Source organism: Paenibacillus sp. FSL M7-1046 (assembly GCF_038007405.1).
GTDB lineage: Bacteria > Bacillota > Bacilli > Paenibacillales > Paenibacillaceae > Paenibacillus_AQ.
Genome location: NZ_JBBOXB010000001.1, coordinates 4,553,935 through 4,572,409, shown reverse-complemented (window position 1 = coordinate 4,572,409; position 18,475 = coordinate 4,553,935). Strand labels below are relative to the sequence as shown.

Sequence of the window (18,475 nt, the reverse complement as noted above, 5' to 3'; positions counted from 1 at the left end):
CGATCATCTCCTCCTAACCTCTAATGTAAATGGGTCCATAAGAAATCCTTCACTTTCTGAAATGCAGCTTGCACATCGGGATGTGAGAAATTTTGGTCAAATACATGCCCGCCACCCGTAATCGTAATGAGCTCACTATGGATTCCTGCGCCTGCCAATTTTTCGTTCATGATTTTCGATTGTTCAATAGGAACATCGGTATCCTCTTCTCCATGTAACAGAAGAGCCGGAGGGTAATTGTTTGTAATTCTATGGATAGGGCAAAATTCCAATAGAGTATCCCGATCCTTTGCGGGTTCATAACCTGTTACCTCCTGAACCCAAATCCCTTTTTGACGGCAATACAAGTAATAGTCATATCGGCCCCATCCCCCTTCTGCCGTTTCTTTACCGTTAACTGTATTCTTGACTCCGTGTTCTTTCACAGCAGGGAGCAAGTTGTAATGACCACTGGGCTTTGTTATCCAATCACCCAGCAGATCCCCATAGCCATATAAAGAGACTATCGCTTTGGGCCTCAATTCCATTGCTCCCATCAATAAAGCAGCGTACCCACCTGCAGAGCTTCCAATTACAGCAAAATTCAAGGGATTAAATCCAAACATATGACCGGAATGATGAACGAGCCAGTCAAATGCATCCTTCAAATCTTGAACGATATCCGGAAGCTTAGTTTCAGGCGACAGCCGGTAATCGACACTCACCAAAGAAAACCCATGTTCACTAAAAAATTCGATCTGGCTAGGCGGCAACCAGCTTCTTGATCCAAAAATAAACCCTCCACCATGAAGATAAATTAAAACCGGGCTATTATTTCCCTTATCATAAACATCAGCTTTCAGCTCACAGGATGCTGTTTTCTTAAAAACTACCGTTTTTTTCACCATAGTAACACCTCCAAACGCAGAATGAACAGGGATATTGCTTACAGAAAAATGGAGCAACTTCTCAACAGTCGCTCCACCTTATTTACTAGAATTTATTTATTTCTTAATGGTTTGGTATTGCTGACAACCCTGTTCTCATGGCTAATCCCCATCCAAAGGATTCATTTTGCGTGACTTCGGCACGAACCGTATTTAATCCTGCCCGCCATTTGACTGGAATACCTGCAAAATCACCTTGAATACGGCCATCGCTGGCAGGGGGATTCCAATTCCAATTTCCTTGGTAAACTTCTTGATCATTCACCCATAAACGGATGCGGTCGCTAAAGCCGAAAGACAAGAGGCTCTCCTTCTCCTCGGGAACGATAATCTCGCATTTGGCTTCTACGGAGATTCCCGGCTCAGCTTTATGAATCCGGTTAATATTTAGCACACCATTTTCTTCCACAACCGCTTTGGTCCATGCCCCATCCGGCGAAGAAGGAGCGGTATACGGGGAAGAGACGAGCCACTCGGTAACAAAGGAATCCGACTGCAACTGTTTCATATCCATCGTTCTCTTGGCAATGGGAGCCGGTTGGATCTCTTCAATGGTTAAATCCCGTATGTAAGTCGGCAGGAAATTCCAGATTCCGATATTCCCCCGGTTTTCATCGCCATGCTGCAGATTGGGTATCACCAATTGCGGTTTAGGGTCATCCCCAAGAAATACGGAGACACCGTTAGCCTGAACTTCCAGCGTAAACTTCTGCCATTGACCGGTTGTGTTTGGCAATGGTTTCTGATACATGGGGCCGTTATAGATTTGCCAAGTCATGGAGCCGTTCATAATCGGATCATATTGAATTTCAACCGGCGCAAGATAGACCAGCTCATAATTCCCTTGGTCCTTGGCTCCAAAAATGAATCCAATAAATCCGACCTCCCCAGGAATGGCTACCTGAGCCTGAATCCGGAAGGCTTCAAAAGGAATGGCTTCCCGCAAGTGTATTGGAGCATTTACTTTGCTTAAATACAAAGCTTTACTTCCATTCCACTCCCCGGGCATTGCCCCGGAATCGCCCAGATCAAAGGAATCCAAGTTATCCCATAGGGCGTAATGTAATTTCGTAATGGTCATCAGCGCACCTCTTTCTCAATTTTTTTCCAATTTTACCAGTAATAATATACCATAATAATTCATCAGTGAATGAATTTACTCCGGATTGTTCCAAATTTGTCAAATCTCAATGTCAAAGCGGAATATCTCTCCATACACGGGTCTGGCACGTTTAATAATCCGTTCAAAACCGGAGTATTCTTCGGAGTATTCAGCACGGATTCGATCCATAATAGCATCGATACCCGGCCAGCTTATTTGAATCATATTCACACCGTCCTCCGATAAATACTCCGGAGAAATATCAAAGAAGATATCCTGCCAGTCTTCTTGCAGCTTAACGTAACGCAGCAGTTTATTGTTAACAGCTATAGACATCATATCTTGGCCGGGGAATAAAACCGGTCTGCGAAGCGTTAACTTGGCCTTAAGCGTTCTTTTGCCGTCTGCGATCATATAAAAGCTGGATTGACCGTCCCGGGCACTGTAGAACACCTGATTTCTATCGTTATAGTCAACAGATTTTGAGCCTGCAAAAACATTGAAATAGTTATTTTCACGGTAATAGCTTTCCAATAAATTCACGGCTCTGCCTGGGGCTGGCTGATGCTCTGATATCCGAACCGCCCGTACTTCATCTTCGATATCAATGCCCTCTTCCTTCAAACACCGGACGATGGCATTCGTTAATTCAATGTCCATTATCTGGCAATCGCGGAATTTACGAAAAATAACATATTGCTTCGTGGAAACGGACTCATACTTCCTATTAATAACCCATGGGGTTTTTCTTGAGGTCAAGTCAACAAAAGCTCGGAACATTTCCTCGATCCCCGGCCAAAGCTGAATCGCTGTTTTACAATGTTGGTACAACACCTTAAAAGGCTGGTCACCAATGTGAGCACTGTGCATGGCTGAATAGAAATGCGACTTTGCCATTACTTCCGCTGAGGGAGCTTCAAAGGTTGGATTCACTACAGGGGTCGGGCGATCCTGAAGCATAGGCAACAATATCCGGGCGATATGCCGCATGGCGATTTGTATTCCTTTGGGATTAAGGTGACAATAATCCAGGAATAAATCAAATCCCGGAATCCCTCCCTTCAGATCATCCTTGAATAGACTTGGCAAATCTGCCGTTTGGATGTGAAATTCACTGCTGCAAGCAAGGATTTGCCGCCGGATAAAGGAAGTGCATGCGGGCGGTGGACCCAATCGGAAAATATTTGTGTCCCTTCCAGCCTCATAATAGGCCCGTGCTTCCTCATGTTTCCCCAGGCGGTCATAAGCGGCAGCCAGCATCTCATATCCTAACGGGTTAGATTCGTTTAACCCGATTAATTGGCTTGCAACAGGCAGTAAATCCTCTAAGCGGCCGGAAGAAAGAAGCTGTTCGGATTGCAGTCTGATCTGTTTCCATTCTTCGGTCTCCCCCATAGGCCAAGACAATATTTTATCGGATTCGTTACTTTGCCACCCCCTTAAATTAAACTCCGGGATGACGAAAATCACAGGTATACCGTTAGTTGCAAAGGTTTCGTACAGGCTTTTCATAAAGGACCGGACCATCATTCCGCTCTTCCGTTCAAAGACCTTTCGGATTGACCCGAACCGTTCCGGGCCATCCATTACACTTATAATCTCTTCAACCTCATCCTCTTGAAAAGCCCATAATGCTTTTCTCCAATTATCTCCGGCATAAACAACTACCGCATCCGGTTCTAAAAGCTTGCTGGAAAGACATACATCAAGCAGCTCATTAATCCGGATACTAACCCTTGCCAGATCAATAATCTCAACCCCCTCCGGGTCCAACGAGCTGTTCAATATATCCTCAAGACAGGTTGCTGGCCGGTAAAACGGATCTAGCAAAAATCCTCTTGCACCCGATTCTCCGGTATATACAATACGTTTTCTGCTTCCTTTAGGGGGAATCCGGTCCACGTTGGCCCAATGACAGAATTCATTTCGGTTTTGATCATCCCGGTAGAACGCCTTCCCGCCCTCTTCCAACTGTGCTTTCCAGATAGCCACTTTTTCAGAAACGGCTGATTCACTGATAAGCCTATCAACAGATCCTTGCATAAATCGACTCTCCCTTGTCAAACAATCGGGTACCTATTGGCTGGGAATCTTTTCGCCGGTACTTCCAGGTCCAGCAATACATTTCTCATGAAATCAAGCTGATTCTTTTCCCGATGAACGATAAAACTGCCGATTACCAGTGCATCCATATCCGTGGAAATGAAACAACACAAAGCATCTACAGGACTCTCCACGAACGGTTCACCCTCCCGGTTAAATGAGGTGTTCAGAAGCAGCGGACAACTAGTCCTCCGTTCAAATTCTCTGATCAACCCGGCGAAAAGAGGATTCGCAGCCTCACAGACCGTCTGTACGCGCGCCGAACGGTCCAAATGAGAGACACCCGGCAATATCATGTCGGATGTCACATTTGCCGTCAACAGCATGAACGGGGAAGGGCGTGCCGAATCCACGTAGCCCCCGGTTTTGTCCTCCAGAATGGAGATTGTGGACGGAAAAGGGAATTCACTTTTCTTCACATCCCTGATTATTCTTTCCCTGACATGCGGCTTTCTTGGATCAGCCAGGATCGACCGATTACCTAATGCCATGGAACCGAATTCCATCCGGCCTTGGAACCAGCCCACGATCTTGTCCGATTCGAGCAGTCTGGCTGTTGTATGCAGCAATTGCTCACGGTTGTTCCTGAAGTCTTCGTATACCAATGAGGCGGCCTCCAGCATTCGGCAGATCTCCATATCGGGATATTCTGGTCCCAGGCTTGCATTCTCCAAGGGAGCAATGGCTGTCCCTGCCCGTCGTACATACGCCAAGGCTGCCGCACCAAGAGCTGCGCCGGAATTATCAGTTGAAGGGGGAATGAATACACATTCAAACGGCCCGTCTTGAATCAGCCTCCGGTTGGCAGCAGCATTTAATGCAAGACTGCCGGCCAAACAAAGATTCCGGCTTGGTGCAATGTTGTGCAGGTATGAGACATTCTCAAGCAACATTTCCTCCAGCACTACTTGTAGACTGTTTGCCATATCTAGATGGAACGGGGTTACCTCCGTTGCGGGATGTCCGCCTTCCTTTCGTCCGAACAATTGAATGAGTTCTTCTGAGAACATCGTTTGCCCCTGTGTGAAATAGAAATATTTCTGTTCAGCTTCGTATCGGTCCCCGCCGGTTCTTTTCACTAATCTTCTAAGTTCCTCGACATACTTAGGTTTACCATAAGGAGCAACATCCATGAGAAGATTCTCCTGCCCAATGGCCTGATACCCCAAATAAGCTGCAACCGTACTGTACATTAACCCTATTGAGTGGGGGAAACGAATCTTTTCCTTTACTTGTATTCCCAAATTTCTTCCATAGGAATAGGTGGCGGTACCCCACTCCCCCACTCCCTCATGGGTCATAATTGCCGCCTCATCAAAACCGGAATAATAAAACGCGCTGGCCGCTTGCGACAGAGGATATCCGTAGACTTCAATCGGACCGGTGTAACCCAGAAGCTTTCTGATCTCTCCTTCTAGCCGGTTTGTTTGGCCATCCGGAGCCCCCTTGCTGTTCCCGCCGGAAGCAGAATATTGTTGCTGCCCCCGTTTCATAGCTGGATCTTCGTAATACGCAAGAACGTCGATATCGCAGATGGATAGGCCCGCATGTTGCAGACACCACTTGAATGCATGTCCTGGAATACCCCCTCCACTCTTTTTCCGCGTAAACCGTTCCTCTTGGGCAGCGGATAGCAGAACCCCGTCATGCAGGAGACAACAGGCTGATTCATGGGAATGTATCGATATTCCAATAACTGTCAGACTCATTAGGGGTTCCCAAGTTTCTGATAAACGTAAGATGAAATTTTTTCTGCGGTTGCAAAATTATCGAACACCATAGAATTTTGATCGACGATTATTCCGAATTCATCTTCCAGGTCAAACAATAAATTAACGATTTTCAGAGAATCAATCCCGTGATCATTTTTGATATTGGAGTGTAGATTCACCTTCTCCGGATTATGCAGAGAATTCCGGCTGACAATCTCGACAACCCCTTTTTGGATCTCCTCCATAGTCATTGCAATGGACATTCTAAAACACCCTCTCTTGTATAATAGAAATACCGGTCGTTCCCCCATATGATTGCCTCGCTGTAAAACAGGCCGCTTGAGTCAAATTCGTTCCAGCATTCGAGAAGCTTCTTTTCCGCTGTTGTGCCGTTAACAAGGATCAGAAGCATAAATTTATGCTCATTGAACGGGTTCTGTGATTTGACTACCGCAAAATATTCGCCTTGGAATGTATCTCCTGCGTACACTAATACGTCTTTCCCCAGGCTAATTCCCAAAGCTTCCAATAACATTCGGGGGGGGACGGGTTCCTCCTCTGAAACGGGATGCAGATAAACAAAGTTCGAGGCGGCCAGCTGTTCCTGATCCGCTTCCGAAGACAAAACCGACTGATATTTGTAATTCCTCGCCCGTTCCCTAAGCGGCTGTTGAAGCGTCTGGGTCAGCGTACGGTAATACCGTCTTTTCTCCGGAGGATACGCAGACGGGGAGATTATAAGGCAGGAGTCTCTGTACAGTGCTTTGATTCCCATAGCTTCGACAGCGGGGGATAGCCGGTTCCTGTAAGACTCATACGTATTCTTACTTACCTCCAGGACTGAAACAACCATCTGTAACGGTTCCAGTCTTATTCGCACCTGTGAATATGGGGGAATGGAAATTTGTTCACTGCAGGAATTAACAGTAAGTAGAATCCGCTCCTTCAGATCAAGCCCATGCCGATCCAAAAGCAAGCTTAACGTTTTCCCTTGATCCGTATGTATGCGTATCTCGCTGCTGTCTGATACACAGACATGTACAAACGTCTGCCGGCAAAGATCCTGTACCTGCTCTACCGTAAGCCATGATGAAGAATTATAAATTGGTTCCTTCATATGAAACAGGATTTCACGGGGATTTTTGTCCCTTTTATGCTGCAATAACCGCTTAAAAAGTTCAGGCGACTGGAATAACTCAACGGATTCTTTGTGTGAATAGAAGGGAAAACACCAATTCGTCACATTGGGCATATGGTTGGCAGAATCCAGAACTCTTGTCGTATTCAGGACGTCATCTTCGATATTAAGCAGTTGATATACCGGCATTACTCCTAAATTTTGCAGCATAGAATAATCCGGCTGGTTAATATCTGCACGAAACGTTCCCGCTATATTGGCCATTGCCGCAAAAGTTCCGGGAAATCTGGTGGCAAGTCCAAATATCCGCAAAGCGCCAGAGCAGACCCCCATTAAATACACCCGGTCCCGATCCACCCGCCAATCCCTGATGATCTCATCAATAAATCCTATAATGTCCATTTCATTGATATAATCCTTGTTATAGCCTCCCCGTGCGTACATACAAGCGATGATGACATCGTCAAACTGGTTTCGGTACATTAGATCTGTGCCTTCTGGAATCGTATTAACCATAGTGCCAAAAGGCATGCAAAATATTAATGGGTAAGAATCATCACCTGCTGTATAATCACGGGGCAGAAAAACGGTGTAAGCCAATTTAGCCCCATCAATCGGGCTTTTGCGAAGGCGGGTATGTATCTTTCTTTCACCTTCTTCGCTGACACGGCGCTCCGGCTGCTCCAGCTGTATGCTTAAATAGTTAAATTCCCGGAGCAAGTGATAATAGATCCGGTCATAGTGCAGTTCAACTTTCCCATGATTGACACCCTTATCCCCAAGCGCCAATTCCGTAAGATACTGTTGCAGCTCCAAGAAATCCGAATCCATCCCTCTTTCCTGAAGCTCCTGCAGAAGCCTCTGCCTCTTTCCTTCATAATCTCCGCAGAAGATATAGGCGTTAGATAAAGCAGATCCTTCGCTGGAGCGGCGGACACGAAGTTCCAGAACACCGCTGTTGACATGCCGCAGATCAAGATCGGCCGGACAGTAAGTACTTACTTCACGTGAAAGCAGTAGAGAGCCGCTACCGTTAATCACCTCAAGTAGAAGGGGTTCCGGCACCCCCTCTCCCGAATAATAGGGAAGTACAAGACAGGTTACCTGTTTTTCCACGCAGAAGGCCTTGTCCGGCAATACATAGTATAGCTGCTTCATTTGCTCTACTTTGGCAGCCGTGAAGACCACCTGTTCCCGGTCCGTCTCAAGCAACTGCCGGACAGGCTTGATGGAAATCGTAAAGGCCCGCTCATCCTCTGGTAACGAGCGGAACTTTGAACTAATTCTTTTTTCAATCAAAATCGTATTTACACCCTGCTTCAAGTTGCATATCACCTGAAATGGTTTTACATGATATTCAAAGGTACTTGCGTTTACCAAACATCCATTTACCCAAACCTTTAAAGGCAGGGAGGCTCGGGTAAATAGAAATACTTCTTGGTCGGACGTGCAGTAAACAGAACATAGCCCATATATCGCCTTGTCCTCTTCCGTTTGAAACATTGACTCTAACAGAATATCCCTCATATTTGCGGAAACATAATACCGCCAGCTGTTTTCTTTTTCTTCTTCTGAAGCAAAGGATAATTCGTGCTCCAACATAATGCGTGAGGACAGTTCCATGGAATCTGCCTGATAGAGCACATTGCTTCGAACCAGCCACCTTGTCAAGAAGTTAGGCGAATCTCCGGAAAAGGTCAGCGGGTAATGGCACAAGGAAACCAAATGCTTCAGTTGATCGGCAAGTTTGTGCACCGTTCTCACCTCGCTTTTTGATTGAAGATTGGATGATGTCCAAAATAAGCGTCCACACCTAACAAGATATCTTCATTGCCTTCTTTCAACGTCCGGACATCGAGCATACCCTGTTCACTCAAATGGTGTAAGATACGGTAATAAATTCTTCTGCATCTTCTTAAATAGAACAGTTCCTTATCTTTAATTCCATTGCTGTTCAAAATAGATTTATTGGTATGAAAGAGTTTTTTGCCCCTGGCATTCATTCTGCTGTGACAAATTTCGGGACTCAGATTGAAAAAAAACACCACATCGGGTTTTTTCACCAAAGCGGACACTATTTTCCCCAAACGGGGATTGGCCTGGTTGGCCAAATCCCTAACCAACCCTGTATAAATGTACCGATCACATATCACAATAGATCCTCTTAACAGCCGGGGAATAATTCGAAAGAAATAGTCGTACAAAAATCCTACCCATTGTAGGACGCTGTACATATTGGCGGATAGAAATTTCTTACTGTCTAGAAAGCAGACTAACGCCCTCAGGGTGTGATTGGAATTCCATTCGTAAACATATATGCTGCAATTATGGGCTTGGAGGTGTGATACTATCTGATGAATGGCATGACTTTTCCCACTCCCACTGATCCCTTCCATCACAATTAATCGCCTTCTGGAACCCAATTACTTCTCACCTCGTGCACCGGCATGCTCGTTTCTTGTACTCCAGAACCGATTTTTGGCTGTCAGCATCTCTTCACTGACCTGCAGAATTCGGGACGTATCGAATATGCGGGTGAAAAAATCCACTTCCCACTTTGCCGTTACGGTATTTTCTATTCCATACTCGTCTAAATAAGCTTTATCCTCCGGTTCCAAAGCCTTCATTACATGTTCCGGGATTACATCTCCGTAAATGTAATTTACATAAAAGAAAGCATAATACACGACCTTCTCACAGCTGTGTTCCTGGCAGAAGGAGATTAACTTGTCCCAATCCAGCTTGTCCTGGTAATGTTCAATGTACATTAACATATCCGCATACTTGTACAACTTAAGATCTCTAAGATCCGCAATCCAGTTCAACATTACCGCTTCCTTGTACAAGTGGCAGGCTAATTGAATTAAGAAGTCCTCATAGTCCAGAACATGACACTTATGACCTAAGACCTCGGTTTCCCTAGCCCGCGATAGCAGCTCTTCAGTAGAGATCTTATACGGGCAGTTTCCTTTCCATAACACATCGTGGTTTAGATCCACCTGAAGCAGACTAACAAAAGGATGTTCTGTCTTCTTAAGGCACTCCTGAAGTTCGTGGGTGGCCATTTGGTGCATGATTTTTTGCTTACGGGTCCCGGGGATGATTTCATCTGTGCTACGGTTGTATTCCCCTTGAATGTACCCAAGACTCTCCAGAATTTGAACGAACTGTTCCCCGTCGCTTAACGAGATCAGCAAGTCTAAATCATTGAACGTACGGGTTTCTATGGAAGGATACACATGAGCGGCCAAGTAGTTTCCTTTTAATATGACCGCACGCAAACCTTTTTCGTTGATTTTCCGGTAGATGGAGCCTAGTTCCTCAAAGTAGAACTGATTTCGCAAGGCATATACCTTACTTTGGCTCTTCATTACTTTGACAACTTCTTCTTCTACGACATGCACGAGTTCCAACCTTTTCAGATGGTAAAACATCAGATTCAGCACCCGATGTGTAAGCCCTTGGTACAAAATATCCTTCCAGTCCAGATGGTGACTCAACAATTCACGAGCCTTCGCTTCATGTTCCCCGTTCCATACCCCGCGCGAACACAAAATAACTAATTGTCTTTCTTTAGACAAAACATCAAAAGCTGCCTTCATCTTTATTCCTCCCCGGATCGGAATGCAAAATATTAAGATTTGTACCGTTTTTTCGTGACCATAATTCGACCGTCTTCTTTAGGGCTTACAACTTTATGTTTTTTTATGTGATCGGCAAGAACCGTCATCAGCAGACTATCGGTTTGCAAGACCTCAGCGTCCTTGAATTCATCGTAGTTATCGCCGCCATTGTACAGATAATCACTGATCGCAACTTTGAATATCTGGTTCTTGTCGAGAGGTTTCCCCTGATACAGCACCTGAACCAGCCTTTTGTCCGCCGATTTGGATGCGTCAAACGTATATTCAATTCCGGAAACCTGCAAGAACGCTCCATTCGTACCGTTCGGATATGCCCTCAAGCCTCGTTCGATCGCCCGATAAATATTATCGCCCTTCAAGTTGACGACCATCATTGAGTTGGCAAAGGGAAGCGATTTATTCAACTGATACAAGTTGATGTCTCCTTGTTTGATACTTTCCCGAATCCCCCCTCCATTTAACAAGGCGATATCCGCTCCTGCCTTTTCCTTCATGGCATCCGTTAGCAAGTTGGCGAAGTTGGTCTCTTTTGTACGTAATTCTGTCCGCATTCCATTTAGTTCAACCTCGGATTTCCCCACGACCTCCTTGGTTTGCTCAAGGGCAACTGCATGATATTGTTCGGCAATTTGGGTCATTTGGGCGTCAGATTTACTTTCGTTTTTACTCGATCTTACTTTCCAGTCAATATCCTTCAGCTTTCCCCCTTTGAAATACAAATTGGCATAACCAACATGGGTTGTCCAAGCCCCCGCCTCTACAATGTATGTATTTCCAACCTTTACTGCATCAGTGTACAAATTATGCCTGCGTCCGCTTAATATAAGATCAATGCCGTCAACTTTTTTAGCCAATTCTACGTCCGTGTCGTCACCCAAATGGGACAATAAGACGATCACATCTGCTTTGTCCTTCAGCTCTGCTACCACTTTGGTTGCTTCCTGCACCGGGTCCTCGACCGTCACTCCCTTTATTTCATCCGCAGACATACTCCGCAGTGCATTTGTAGTTAACAATCCCATAAGAGCGATTTTCTTCCCGCCCGTTTCGACGATCCTGTACGGCTCGAACAGCCTTTCCCCGTCCCGGTACAGGTTAGCTGATACCATAGATGTATTAAGAGAGGAACTGAGCTCCATAAAACGTTTGTAGCCGAAATTGAAATCATTACTTCCCGGTATCATGGCGGTGTAACCCATTAAATTGGCTATTTTGAGAATGCCTTCCCCTTTGTCTACATTCGCCTCATTCGTACCGTGAAACATATCCCCCGTATCCACCAGGATCGTATTGGGATTCTCCTTCTTTTCCAATTCAAAAAGATATTTCACCAACGGGAGCCCCATGACCCCATATATGTTTTCCGAGGTATACTGTCCCCAGGCATTATCCTCAAACATAATATGGCCGTGGACATCAGCCGTGTTCATAATCGTTATTTTTTGATCGTACTGCCCTAATTTCAGCAATACATCGTCCCAGGACACATTCCTTAGAAAATAGTACGAGCCGAACGATATCAGCAGTATGCCTAGAATTAGTAGGTTTATATATTTTTTCAACTCAAATCCCCACTTTCATATTCACAATTACACTACTAATTAAGAGCATTCCCTGTACTCGAATACCGTCTAAGCCCGCGTCTCCACACCCAATAAACCAAGCTGAAAAGTGCTGCGGCAATCAGTGGATTGAGGTACAGCAATCCCTGCCAATATTCCTCCATTTCGGGCTTCTGGAGAAAAAACTGCGATGGGAAATAGTTAACAAATCCAAACGGAATAACAAATATTAACATTTTTTGTATGATCCCCGGATAGAAGCTGAGCGGATATGCCGCAATTTTACGGGAATTGAAAAAAAGAATATTCCGCAAATTTGTAACCCTGACCGTCCAAAAACACAAACTTGACGTCAACATGAATATGGAGGCTTGGATAATGGCCCCCCCTATGACCATGAGGAGATAGAAAAGGATATTCGGAATGCTCCACTCCAAGCCGATCCCTGAAGCGGTTTTCGTCAACAGAAAGACACCCAGAACCCCATGTCCGAGAGCCGCCGTGTAATCCACCTTAGATGCCACGACTTGAAACAGAATACCAACAGGCCGTACCAATATCCGGTCAAACTCTCCCGTATAAACCAAATCCTCGAAATCCCGGATTCCAGTAAAGAAAAAGACGAACAGGCTGTAGGAAAGAAATAAAAAGCTGTAAAGAAACAAAATTTGATTAATATCCCATCCCTTTATGGTTACAAAACGGTTTAGCATTAGAATCAGGATGATCACGCCGGCCATCTCCCGGATCAGGACTGCGGCTGCGATCATCGTCCGGTCAAACTTGTATTGAAGGGTAACCTTAAGCGTTAATTGAAAATACTTTATAAACAACCGGAATGAATGAAGCGCGGACTGCCGAGCGTTATGGGAACCCATTGTTCTACCCTCCTTGAACCACTATTCTTTTGGAGGCCCGCTTCCACAACAAGTGGCAAGCTAAAGTCAACGCCAAAACCCAACCTGCTTGTCTCAATATGCTTGTAAGGATCTCATGTTCTGGAAGTTGTCCTAAATAAATGGAAATGGGGACATAAAATATCGTATCAAACGGTGTTAATTTGATATAACTCACAAGCCAGGCGGGCATATACCACAAGGGAATGACAGCACCGGACAAGACCATGACCATCGTATCTTTTATCGTTACCAGACTAAAAGTTTTATAGAGCCAGAAAGCACTGATCCATATCAGAAAATTCAGGTGATACATTACGAGATAGCCTAAAACGATGCTAAATAAAAAGCAAAAAAACATTTCAGTCGAAAATGGGGGCAGTATGTGGTAAATGGCCGAGTAGAAAAGCAGGGTAGGGACAAAAAGCAGAATAAGTTTGTATATTAGCGCCCCCAGATGATACGAGAAGATCTGTAAACGAAAACTTAGCGGCCGGAGCAAGTCGGAAGCGATCAGCCCCGTTTTGATCTTCTTCTCAATGATGTATTCATCCATAGAAAACACGTGGAAAAGCGCCATGGCCAGGATGACATAAGTAACGATCATGCTGAATTGTAGCTGATCCATGGTCCCTTCCTCGTCATAAACTGCTCTCCATATAGCAATGTTTACAAATATGGTTACGATGGAATTCGCCAGTCCGGCAAAATATTCCACTCGAAACACCAGGTTATTCAGGAAGGATTTTTTGGTGATCTCAAGATACGCTCTCATAATCATGAGCACCTTCTTCGTAAATTTTCTTAATGATCGTTTCAATCTCCGGTTCCTGAACGGTCAAATCTTGGACGTCATAATTATTCGTTAGCTGGGTTATTAATTCAGATACCTTGATTTCATTGTTCTTGAATATAAAGCTCTTTTGGTTTCCGCCTTCATGGACGGTTTGAACCCGGGGAATATCAATTTGATCGTAGCTTTGGCTGAATTGAACACTAAGCTTTCTTTCCGTTCCATATAGCTGCCGTACGTCGCTCACCTGGCTGTCGCATACGATCTTCCCATGATCAATGACCATGATCCGCTCACAAATTTTCTCAATGTCCTGCATATCATGGGTTGTGAACAGCATGGTAATTCCTTTTTCCTTGTTCATTCTCTTAATGAATTCTCTGATTCGTTCCTTCGCGATAATATCCAGCCCGATAGTAGGTTCATCAAAAAATAAAATATCCGGTTCATGGAGCATTGCCGCTGCAATATCGGCTCTCATCCGCTGGCCCAGGCTTAGCTGCCGAGCAGGGCGGTGCAGAAATTCATCCAAGCCCAGAAGCTCACGGAACTCTTCCATGTTAGCCTTGTATACTTTATCTGGAATTTTATAAACTTCCTTCAACAAGTCGAACGTGTCCACCGCTGGCAAGTCCCACCACAATTGAGTTCTCTGCCCGAAAACCACCCCGATTTGCGATACATATTTCTTTCTGTCTTTGAAGGGGTCCATGCCCTTAACTGTCACTTTGCCGGAGCTTGGCACAAGAATTCCGGACAACATCTTGACGGTTGTGGATTTACCGGCACCATTGGGGCCGATAAATCCGACCATTTCACCGGCCGATATCGAGAAGCTAATGCCGTTCACAGCCCTCTTCGTCTCATATTCCGGCATTAATAAGGCCTTTATTCCGTGAAAAAAGCCTTTCTGATTCTTATTCGTCTGGTAATCCTTAACAAGCTGATCGACTTGAATAAGCATTTTCCAACCACCTTCACATTAATGTCGACCGGGCCCCATATTCGTTCGCTAACGCAAGAAAATTCCGGATAAGTACCTTTCCGTACTCAGAAAGGATGGATTCCGGGTGAAACTGAACGCCAACGGTACAAAACTCCTTATGGCGGACTGCCATAATCGTACCATCCTCCGCATAAGCCTGAACCTCCAAACATTCCGGCAGAGTATCCTCGCGTATGCATAATGAGTGGTAGCGAACTACCAGAAACTGTTCCGGTGTGGAAGCAAAAATCCCCCGGTTATCATTGGTGATGAGGGAACGTTTTCCATGTACCACACGGGAAGCTAAGTCTATAGTAGCTCCCATCATGTATCCAATGGCTTGGTGGCCTAAACAAATTCCAAATATAGGAATGACTCCATTGAACCGCTGAATGATCTCCAGACTCATCCGGGAATCTTCCGGACGGCCCGGCCCTGGAGAAATGATAATGCAGTCCGGCTTCATTTGGTACACATCATTCAAAGTGATTTGATCATTTCGGAATACACGGATGTCCCGGGTCAGCTCACCAATGTATTGGTACAGGTTATACGTGAATGAATCATAATTATCGATTAACAAGACCAAATTGACTCACCTCGATTGCAGAGTTTTTTTTAATGCGGCACCTTTATCAAGCGTTTCTTGGTACTCATTCTCTGGAACTGAATCCCATATAATTCCTCCGCCAACTTGATAATAAGCCTGTTGGCCCTTTACAAGAATGGTCCGAATCACAATGTTAATATCCATATCTCCATCAAACCCGAGGTATCCGATGGAACCTGTATACAGCTGCCGGCAGGTTGGTTCCAGCTCGTCAATGATTTCCATCGACCGGATTTTGGGTGCTCCCGTTATGGAGCCGCCCGGAAAGGTCGCCATTATACAATCTACCGCATCGAGTCCTTCCTCAAGTTCCCCAGTAACCGTCGAAACCAGGTGAAATACACTTGCGTATTCTTCCACGACGAATAATTCGGGTACTTCCACGGTTCCAAACTTACATACACGGCCGATATCATTCCGCATCAAATCTACGATCATCAAATTCTCCGCTTGATCTTTGGTGCTTTGTGCAAGTGCATTCCGGTTCGCTTCATCTTCCTCTGGCGTCTGCCCTCTAGGTATAGTTCCTTTAATCGGCCTCGTTTCAATCTCGCCATTCCGCAGCTGAATAAACCGCTCTGGAGAGCTGCTGACCACTTGGACATCCTCAAATTCAAGATAAGATGCAAACGGTGCCGGGTTCATGCTGCGCAGCTTCTCATACAAGTGGAGCGGATGCTGGTCCAGTAGGGTACTGAATCGCTGAGTCATATTCATTTGATAAATGTCGCCGATCCGAATATATTCCCTTGCCCTCTCAATCGCTTCACAATACCCCTCGAAGGTGAAGTTGGAAGTTAAATCGACCAGATTCTGCTGATACGGTTCGTTTAGAACCGTATAGTCCGGCAGCATGCCTTTCTCAATGGTATCTTTGAGCAAGTTGGCCTTTTGCTTCGCGGCATCAGGGCTGCTTCCGACCAATCCTGCCGACACTGCATGTACCTGGTTCTTCAGATGATCAATAACGACTATGCCATCATACAAACCAACTATCATATCCGGAAGATTTAGGTCATCAATGGCGGTTACCGCCATTTTCTCAAGATGATGAACAAGATCATAGGCAAAGTAGCCTACGGCTCCCCCCACAAACGGAAGCTCCGTATCATTCCGGATTTTGAAACGCGCCAAGAGTTCCTTCAAGACCTCGAACGGGTTGCCCGCTACTTCGCGTTTCTCCCCGAGTTCCGTGATCTCAATCTGCCGGCCTTTGGACTTCAATATGATGAAAGGATCGGCCCCGATAAAAGAATATCTTCCCAATCGCTCAGGATCTTTTCCGCTATCGAGAAAAAAACTGTACTTCCCCGAAAAAAAAAGCTTGTAAATCTCAAATGAGGAAAGGGAGGTCTTAACCTCCACTACATGCAATAAACTCATTGTAATTGCCTGCCCCTTTCTCCGCTCCATTTAACCAGAATGCATTGAACTCCTGTATACAAAAGCGGAACGAACATCGTGATCCAAAATACGGTTAGAAAACCTTTGATAAAATTCCCGAGCGGAGACAATGAATAGAGGGGCTGCACGAGCCGGTCCAACTGGATGAACAATATGTATCCGACAATGAACAAGCCCGCTTTTGCCCATAGTCTTTTCGGAATCTCAAACCGCAGCACTTTTAGATCCAAATAATGGGATGCCAATATACATATAACAGAGCCGGCACCCGAATAGTACCAAGAGTCCGCTGCAATGCTCATTCCCAGAAAAAGAACGGCAGCGGCAGACAATAATCGTAGCTCCAGCCATTTGCCCGCGAACGATCCAAATACCCATTCTGACAACACAACCCAACCAGCACCGGCAAGAATTGCCCCGATCACATCTGTTGGTGTATGGGCGCCAACATAAAGCCGGGATATGGAGACCACCAAGACCAATAAGAACCCTCCCAAATAGACCCACCGGGACTTGAAGTGAAGCATAAGGGAGGTGACGTAAGATGACGTATTTTGTACATGCCCGCTTGGAAACGAAAATCCGCCAATCGGTACCTCATTAAGAGTGCGAATACCCATTTGTCCAAAATGCCGCGGGACTTGAAACGTATTTTTCAGGACTGAATTCCAGATATCGTTCGAAAAAAAAGCAAAACCCATTCTGTATCCGAATTCTTTATTGACGCACCAAAGGCATAAGGCAAAAAGAATCATGAAAAAATGTCCCTCGCCTAACCAGGTTACCTGGATAAAAAATGAATCCCAAAAGGGAGATGCGAAAGACTGGATAAACTTAATCAGTTCCATACCCCGTCCTCCTTTCTTGCTTAATATTTTGCGGAAGCCGCATCCGATTCTTTTCTCGCCTCAACCTTCAATAAATACTGGTAGATCGGCTCCAGCATCCGGAACCCTTCTGCCAAATCGTCTGCAATCGCCGGGGAAAAGAGCCGTTCCACTTGGCTGCTATTATGTACCAAATAAATGTTTTTGCGGTCGTACCACTGTCTTAGCGTATCCGGCAGGCTGGGAGCAAGCGTTCTCTTATACATCTCCCCTTCAACTGCAAAGATCTCCTGTCTGTTAAGAAAATCGAAGGCTCTATCAAACCTTGCCAAATCCTCATCCATCATCTTCCTGAACGTGTCCATGGATTCTCTTGTCGCACTATAGTAGCCCATCCCGTACCGGAATGACTCCGGCGAGATCTCAAAAAAGAATGCAGGGGCACCCGTCCATTCGGATTTTGGCCTCTTGAAGGTCAGCCACATAGCGGAGCGGTAAAGAGACTTGTCCTTGGAAAACCTGGTGTCTCTGTTCAGTCGGGATAGGGTTTTATTTACCGAAGGTGCAATCTCAAATAACGGGTCTATCTCAAGGACGATATGGCTAAGGTCACTCACCAACCCTTGGAACGGTTTGATCAGGTATTGCTTGTATAGAGGCTTGTTCTTCTCGTACCATTCCCTGCTATTGTTCAATCGGACTTGAACCAGGAAATCCAAAGCCTCCTGACTGAAACCTTCAAATAATTGAGTGGTCATGGAAACCTCCTTGTA

The 18,475-nt window shown here is 45.3% G+C and carries 16 protein-coding genes; all 16 read right to left on the bottom strand.

All coding sequences use genetic code 11. The features are described 5' to 3' along the window. Positions 1 to 20 precede the first annotated feature (20 nt). On the bottom strand, positions 21 to 887 hold the full coding sequence (locus NYE29_RS20085; protein ID WP_340897197.1) for an alpha/beta hydrolase: 867 nt from the start codon (positions 885 to 887) through the stop codon (positions 21 to 23). 103 nt (positions 888 to 990) lie between these two features. Further along, on the bottom strand, positions 991 to 2,007 hold the full coding sequence (locus NYE29_RS20080; RefSeq protein WP_340897196.1) for a hypothetical protein: 1,017 nt from the start codon (positions 2,005 to 2,007) through the stop codon (positions 991 to 993). Positions 2,008 to 2,106: 99 nt separating this feature from the next. Then, positions 2,107 to 4,071, bottom strand: coding sequence for a tetratricopeptide repeat protein (locus NYE29_RS20075; RefSeq protein WP_340897195.1), 1,965 nt, complete (start codon positions 4,069 to 4,071; stop codon positions 2,107 to 2,109). A gap of 17 nt (positions 4,072 to 4,088) precedes the next feature. Further along, positions 4,089 to 5,840 carry a carbamoyltransferase family protein gene (locus NYE29_RS20070; protein WP_340897194.1) on the bottom strand — a complete coding sequence of 584 codons (1,752 nt, stop codon included), beginning with the start codon at positions 5,838 to 5,840 and terminating at the stop codon, positions 4,089 to 4,091. Next, complete coding sequence (locus NYE29_RS20065) at positions 5,840 to 6,106, bottom strand: acyl carrier protein (protein WP_076113373.1); 267 nt, start codon at positions 6,104 to 6,106, stop codon at positions 5,840 to 5,842. The genes NYE29_RS20070 and NYE29_RS20065 overlap by 1 nt, the downstream gene beginning before the upstream one ends. Beyond that, on the bottom strand, positions 6,091 to 8,304 hold the full coding sequence (locus NYE29_RS20060; RefSeq protein ID WP_144024447.1) for a hypothetical protein: 2,214 nt from the start codon (positions 8,302 to 8,304) through the stop codon (positions 6,091 to 6,093). The genes NYE29_RS20065 and NYE29_RS20060 overlap by 16 nt, the downstream gene beginning before the upstream one ends. A gap of 437 nt (positions 8,305 to 8,741) precedes the next feature. After that, on the bottom strand, positions 8,742 to 9,377 hold the full coding sequence (locus NYE29_RS20055) for a dTMP kinase (protein ID WP_076113412.1): 636 nt from the start codon (positions 9,375 to 9,377) through the stop codon (positions 8,742 to 8,744). Between the two features lie 27 nt (positions 9,378 to 9,404). Beyond that, on the bottom strand, positions 9,405 to 10,583 hold the full coding sequence (locus NYE29_RS20050; RefSeq protein WP_076113375.1) for a nucleotidyltransferase domain-containing protein: 1,179 nt from the start codon (positions 10,581 to 10,583) through the stop codon (positions 9,405 to 9,407). A 32-nt stretch (positions 10,584 to 10,615) separates the two neighbouring features. Further along, the gene (locus NYE29_RS20045; protein ID WP_076113376.1) at positions 10,616 to 12,187 is read right to left on the bottom strand and encodes a bifunctional metallophosphatase/5'-nucleotidase; all 1,572 of its coding nucleotides are present in this window, start codon (positions 12,185 to 12,187) and stop codon (positions 10,616 to 10,618) included. A 35-nt stretch (positions 12,188 to 12,222) separates the two neighbouring features. Next, positions 12,223 to 13,065: an ABC transporter permease gene (locus NYE29_RS20040; RefSeq protein WP_340897191.1), complete on the bottom strand. Its 843-nt coding sequence runs from the start codon at positions 13,063 to 13,065 to the stop codon at positions 12,223 to 12,225. Between the two features lie 4 nt (positions 13,066 to 13,069). Next, the gene (locus tag NYE29_RS20035) at positions 13,070 to 13,858 is read right to left on the bottom strand and encodes an ABC transporter permease (RefSeq protein WP_076113378.1); all 789 of its coding nucleotides are present in this window, start codon (positions 13,856 to 13,858) and stop codon (positions 13,070 to 13,072) included. Further along, positions 13,842 to 14,840, bottom strand: coding sequence for an ABC transporter ATP-binding protein (locus NYE29_RS20030; RefSeq protein ID WP_076113379.1), 999 nt, complete (start codon positions 14,838 to 14,840; stop codon positions 13,842 to 13,844). The genes NYE29_RS20035 and NYE29_RS20030 overlap by 17 nt, the downstream gene beginning before the upstream one ends. Before the next feature lie 13 nt (positions 14,841 to 14,853). Next, complete coding sequence (locus NYE29_RS20025; protein ID WP_340897189.1) at positions 14,854 to 15,450, bottom strand: anthranilate synthase component II; 597 nt, start codon at positions 15,448 to 15,450, stop codon at positions 14,854 to 14,856. Between the two features lie 6 nt (positions 15,451 to 15,456). Beyond that, positions 15,457 to 16,854, bottom strand: coding sequence for an aminodeoxychorismate synthase component I (gene pabB, locus NYE29_RS20020; protein WP_340897187.1), 1,398 nt, complete (start codon positions 16,852 to 16,854; stop codon positions 15,457 to 15,459). Then, a complete protein-coding gene (locus NYE29_RS20015) occupies positions 16,851 to 17,723 on the bottom strand; it encodes a phosphatase PAP2 family protein (RefSeq protein ID WP_340897185.1) in 873 nt (290 codons plus the stop codon). Before NYE29_RS20015 ends, pabB begins: the two co-directional genes overlap by 4 nt. A gap of 20 nt (positions 17,724 to 17,743) precedes the next feature. After that, on the bottom strand, positions 17,744 to 18,460 hold the full coding sequence (locus tag NYE29_RS20010) for a DUF2461 domain-containing protein (RefSeq protein WP_340897183.1): 717 nt from the start codon (positions 18,458 to 18,460) through the stop codon (positions 17,744 to 17,746). Positions 18,461 to 18,475 lie beyond the last annotated feature (15 nt).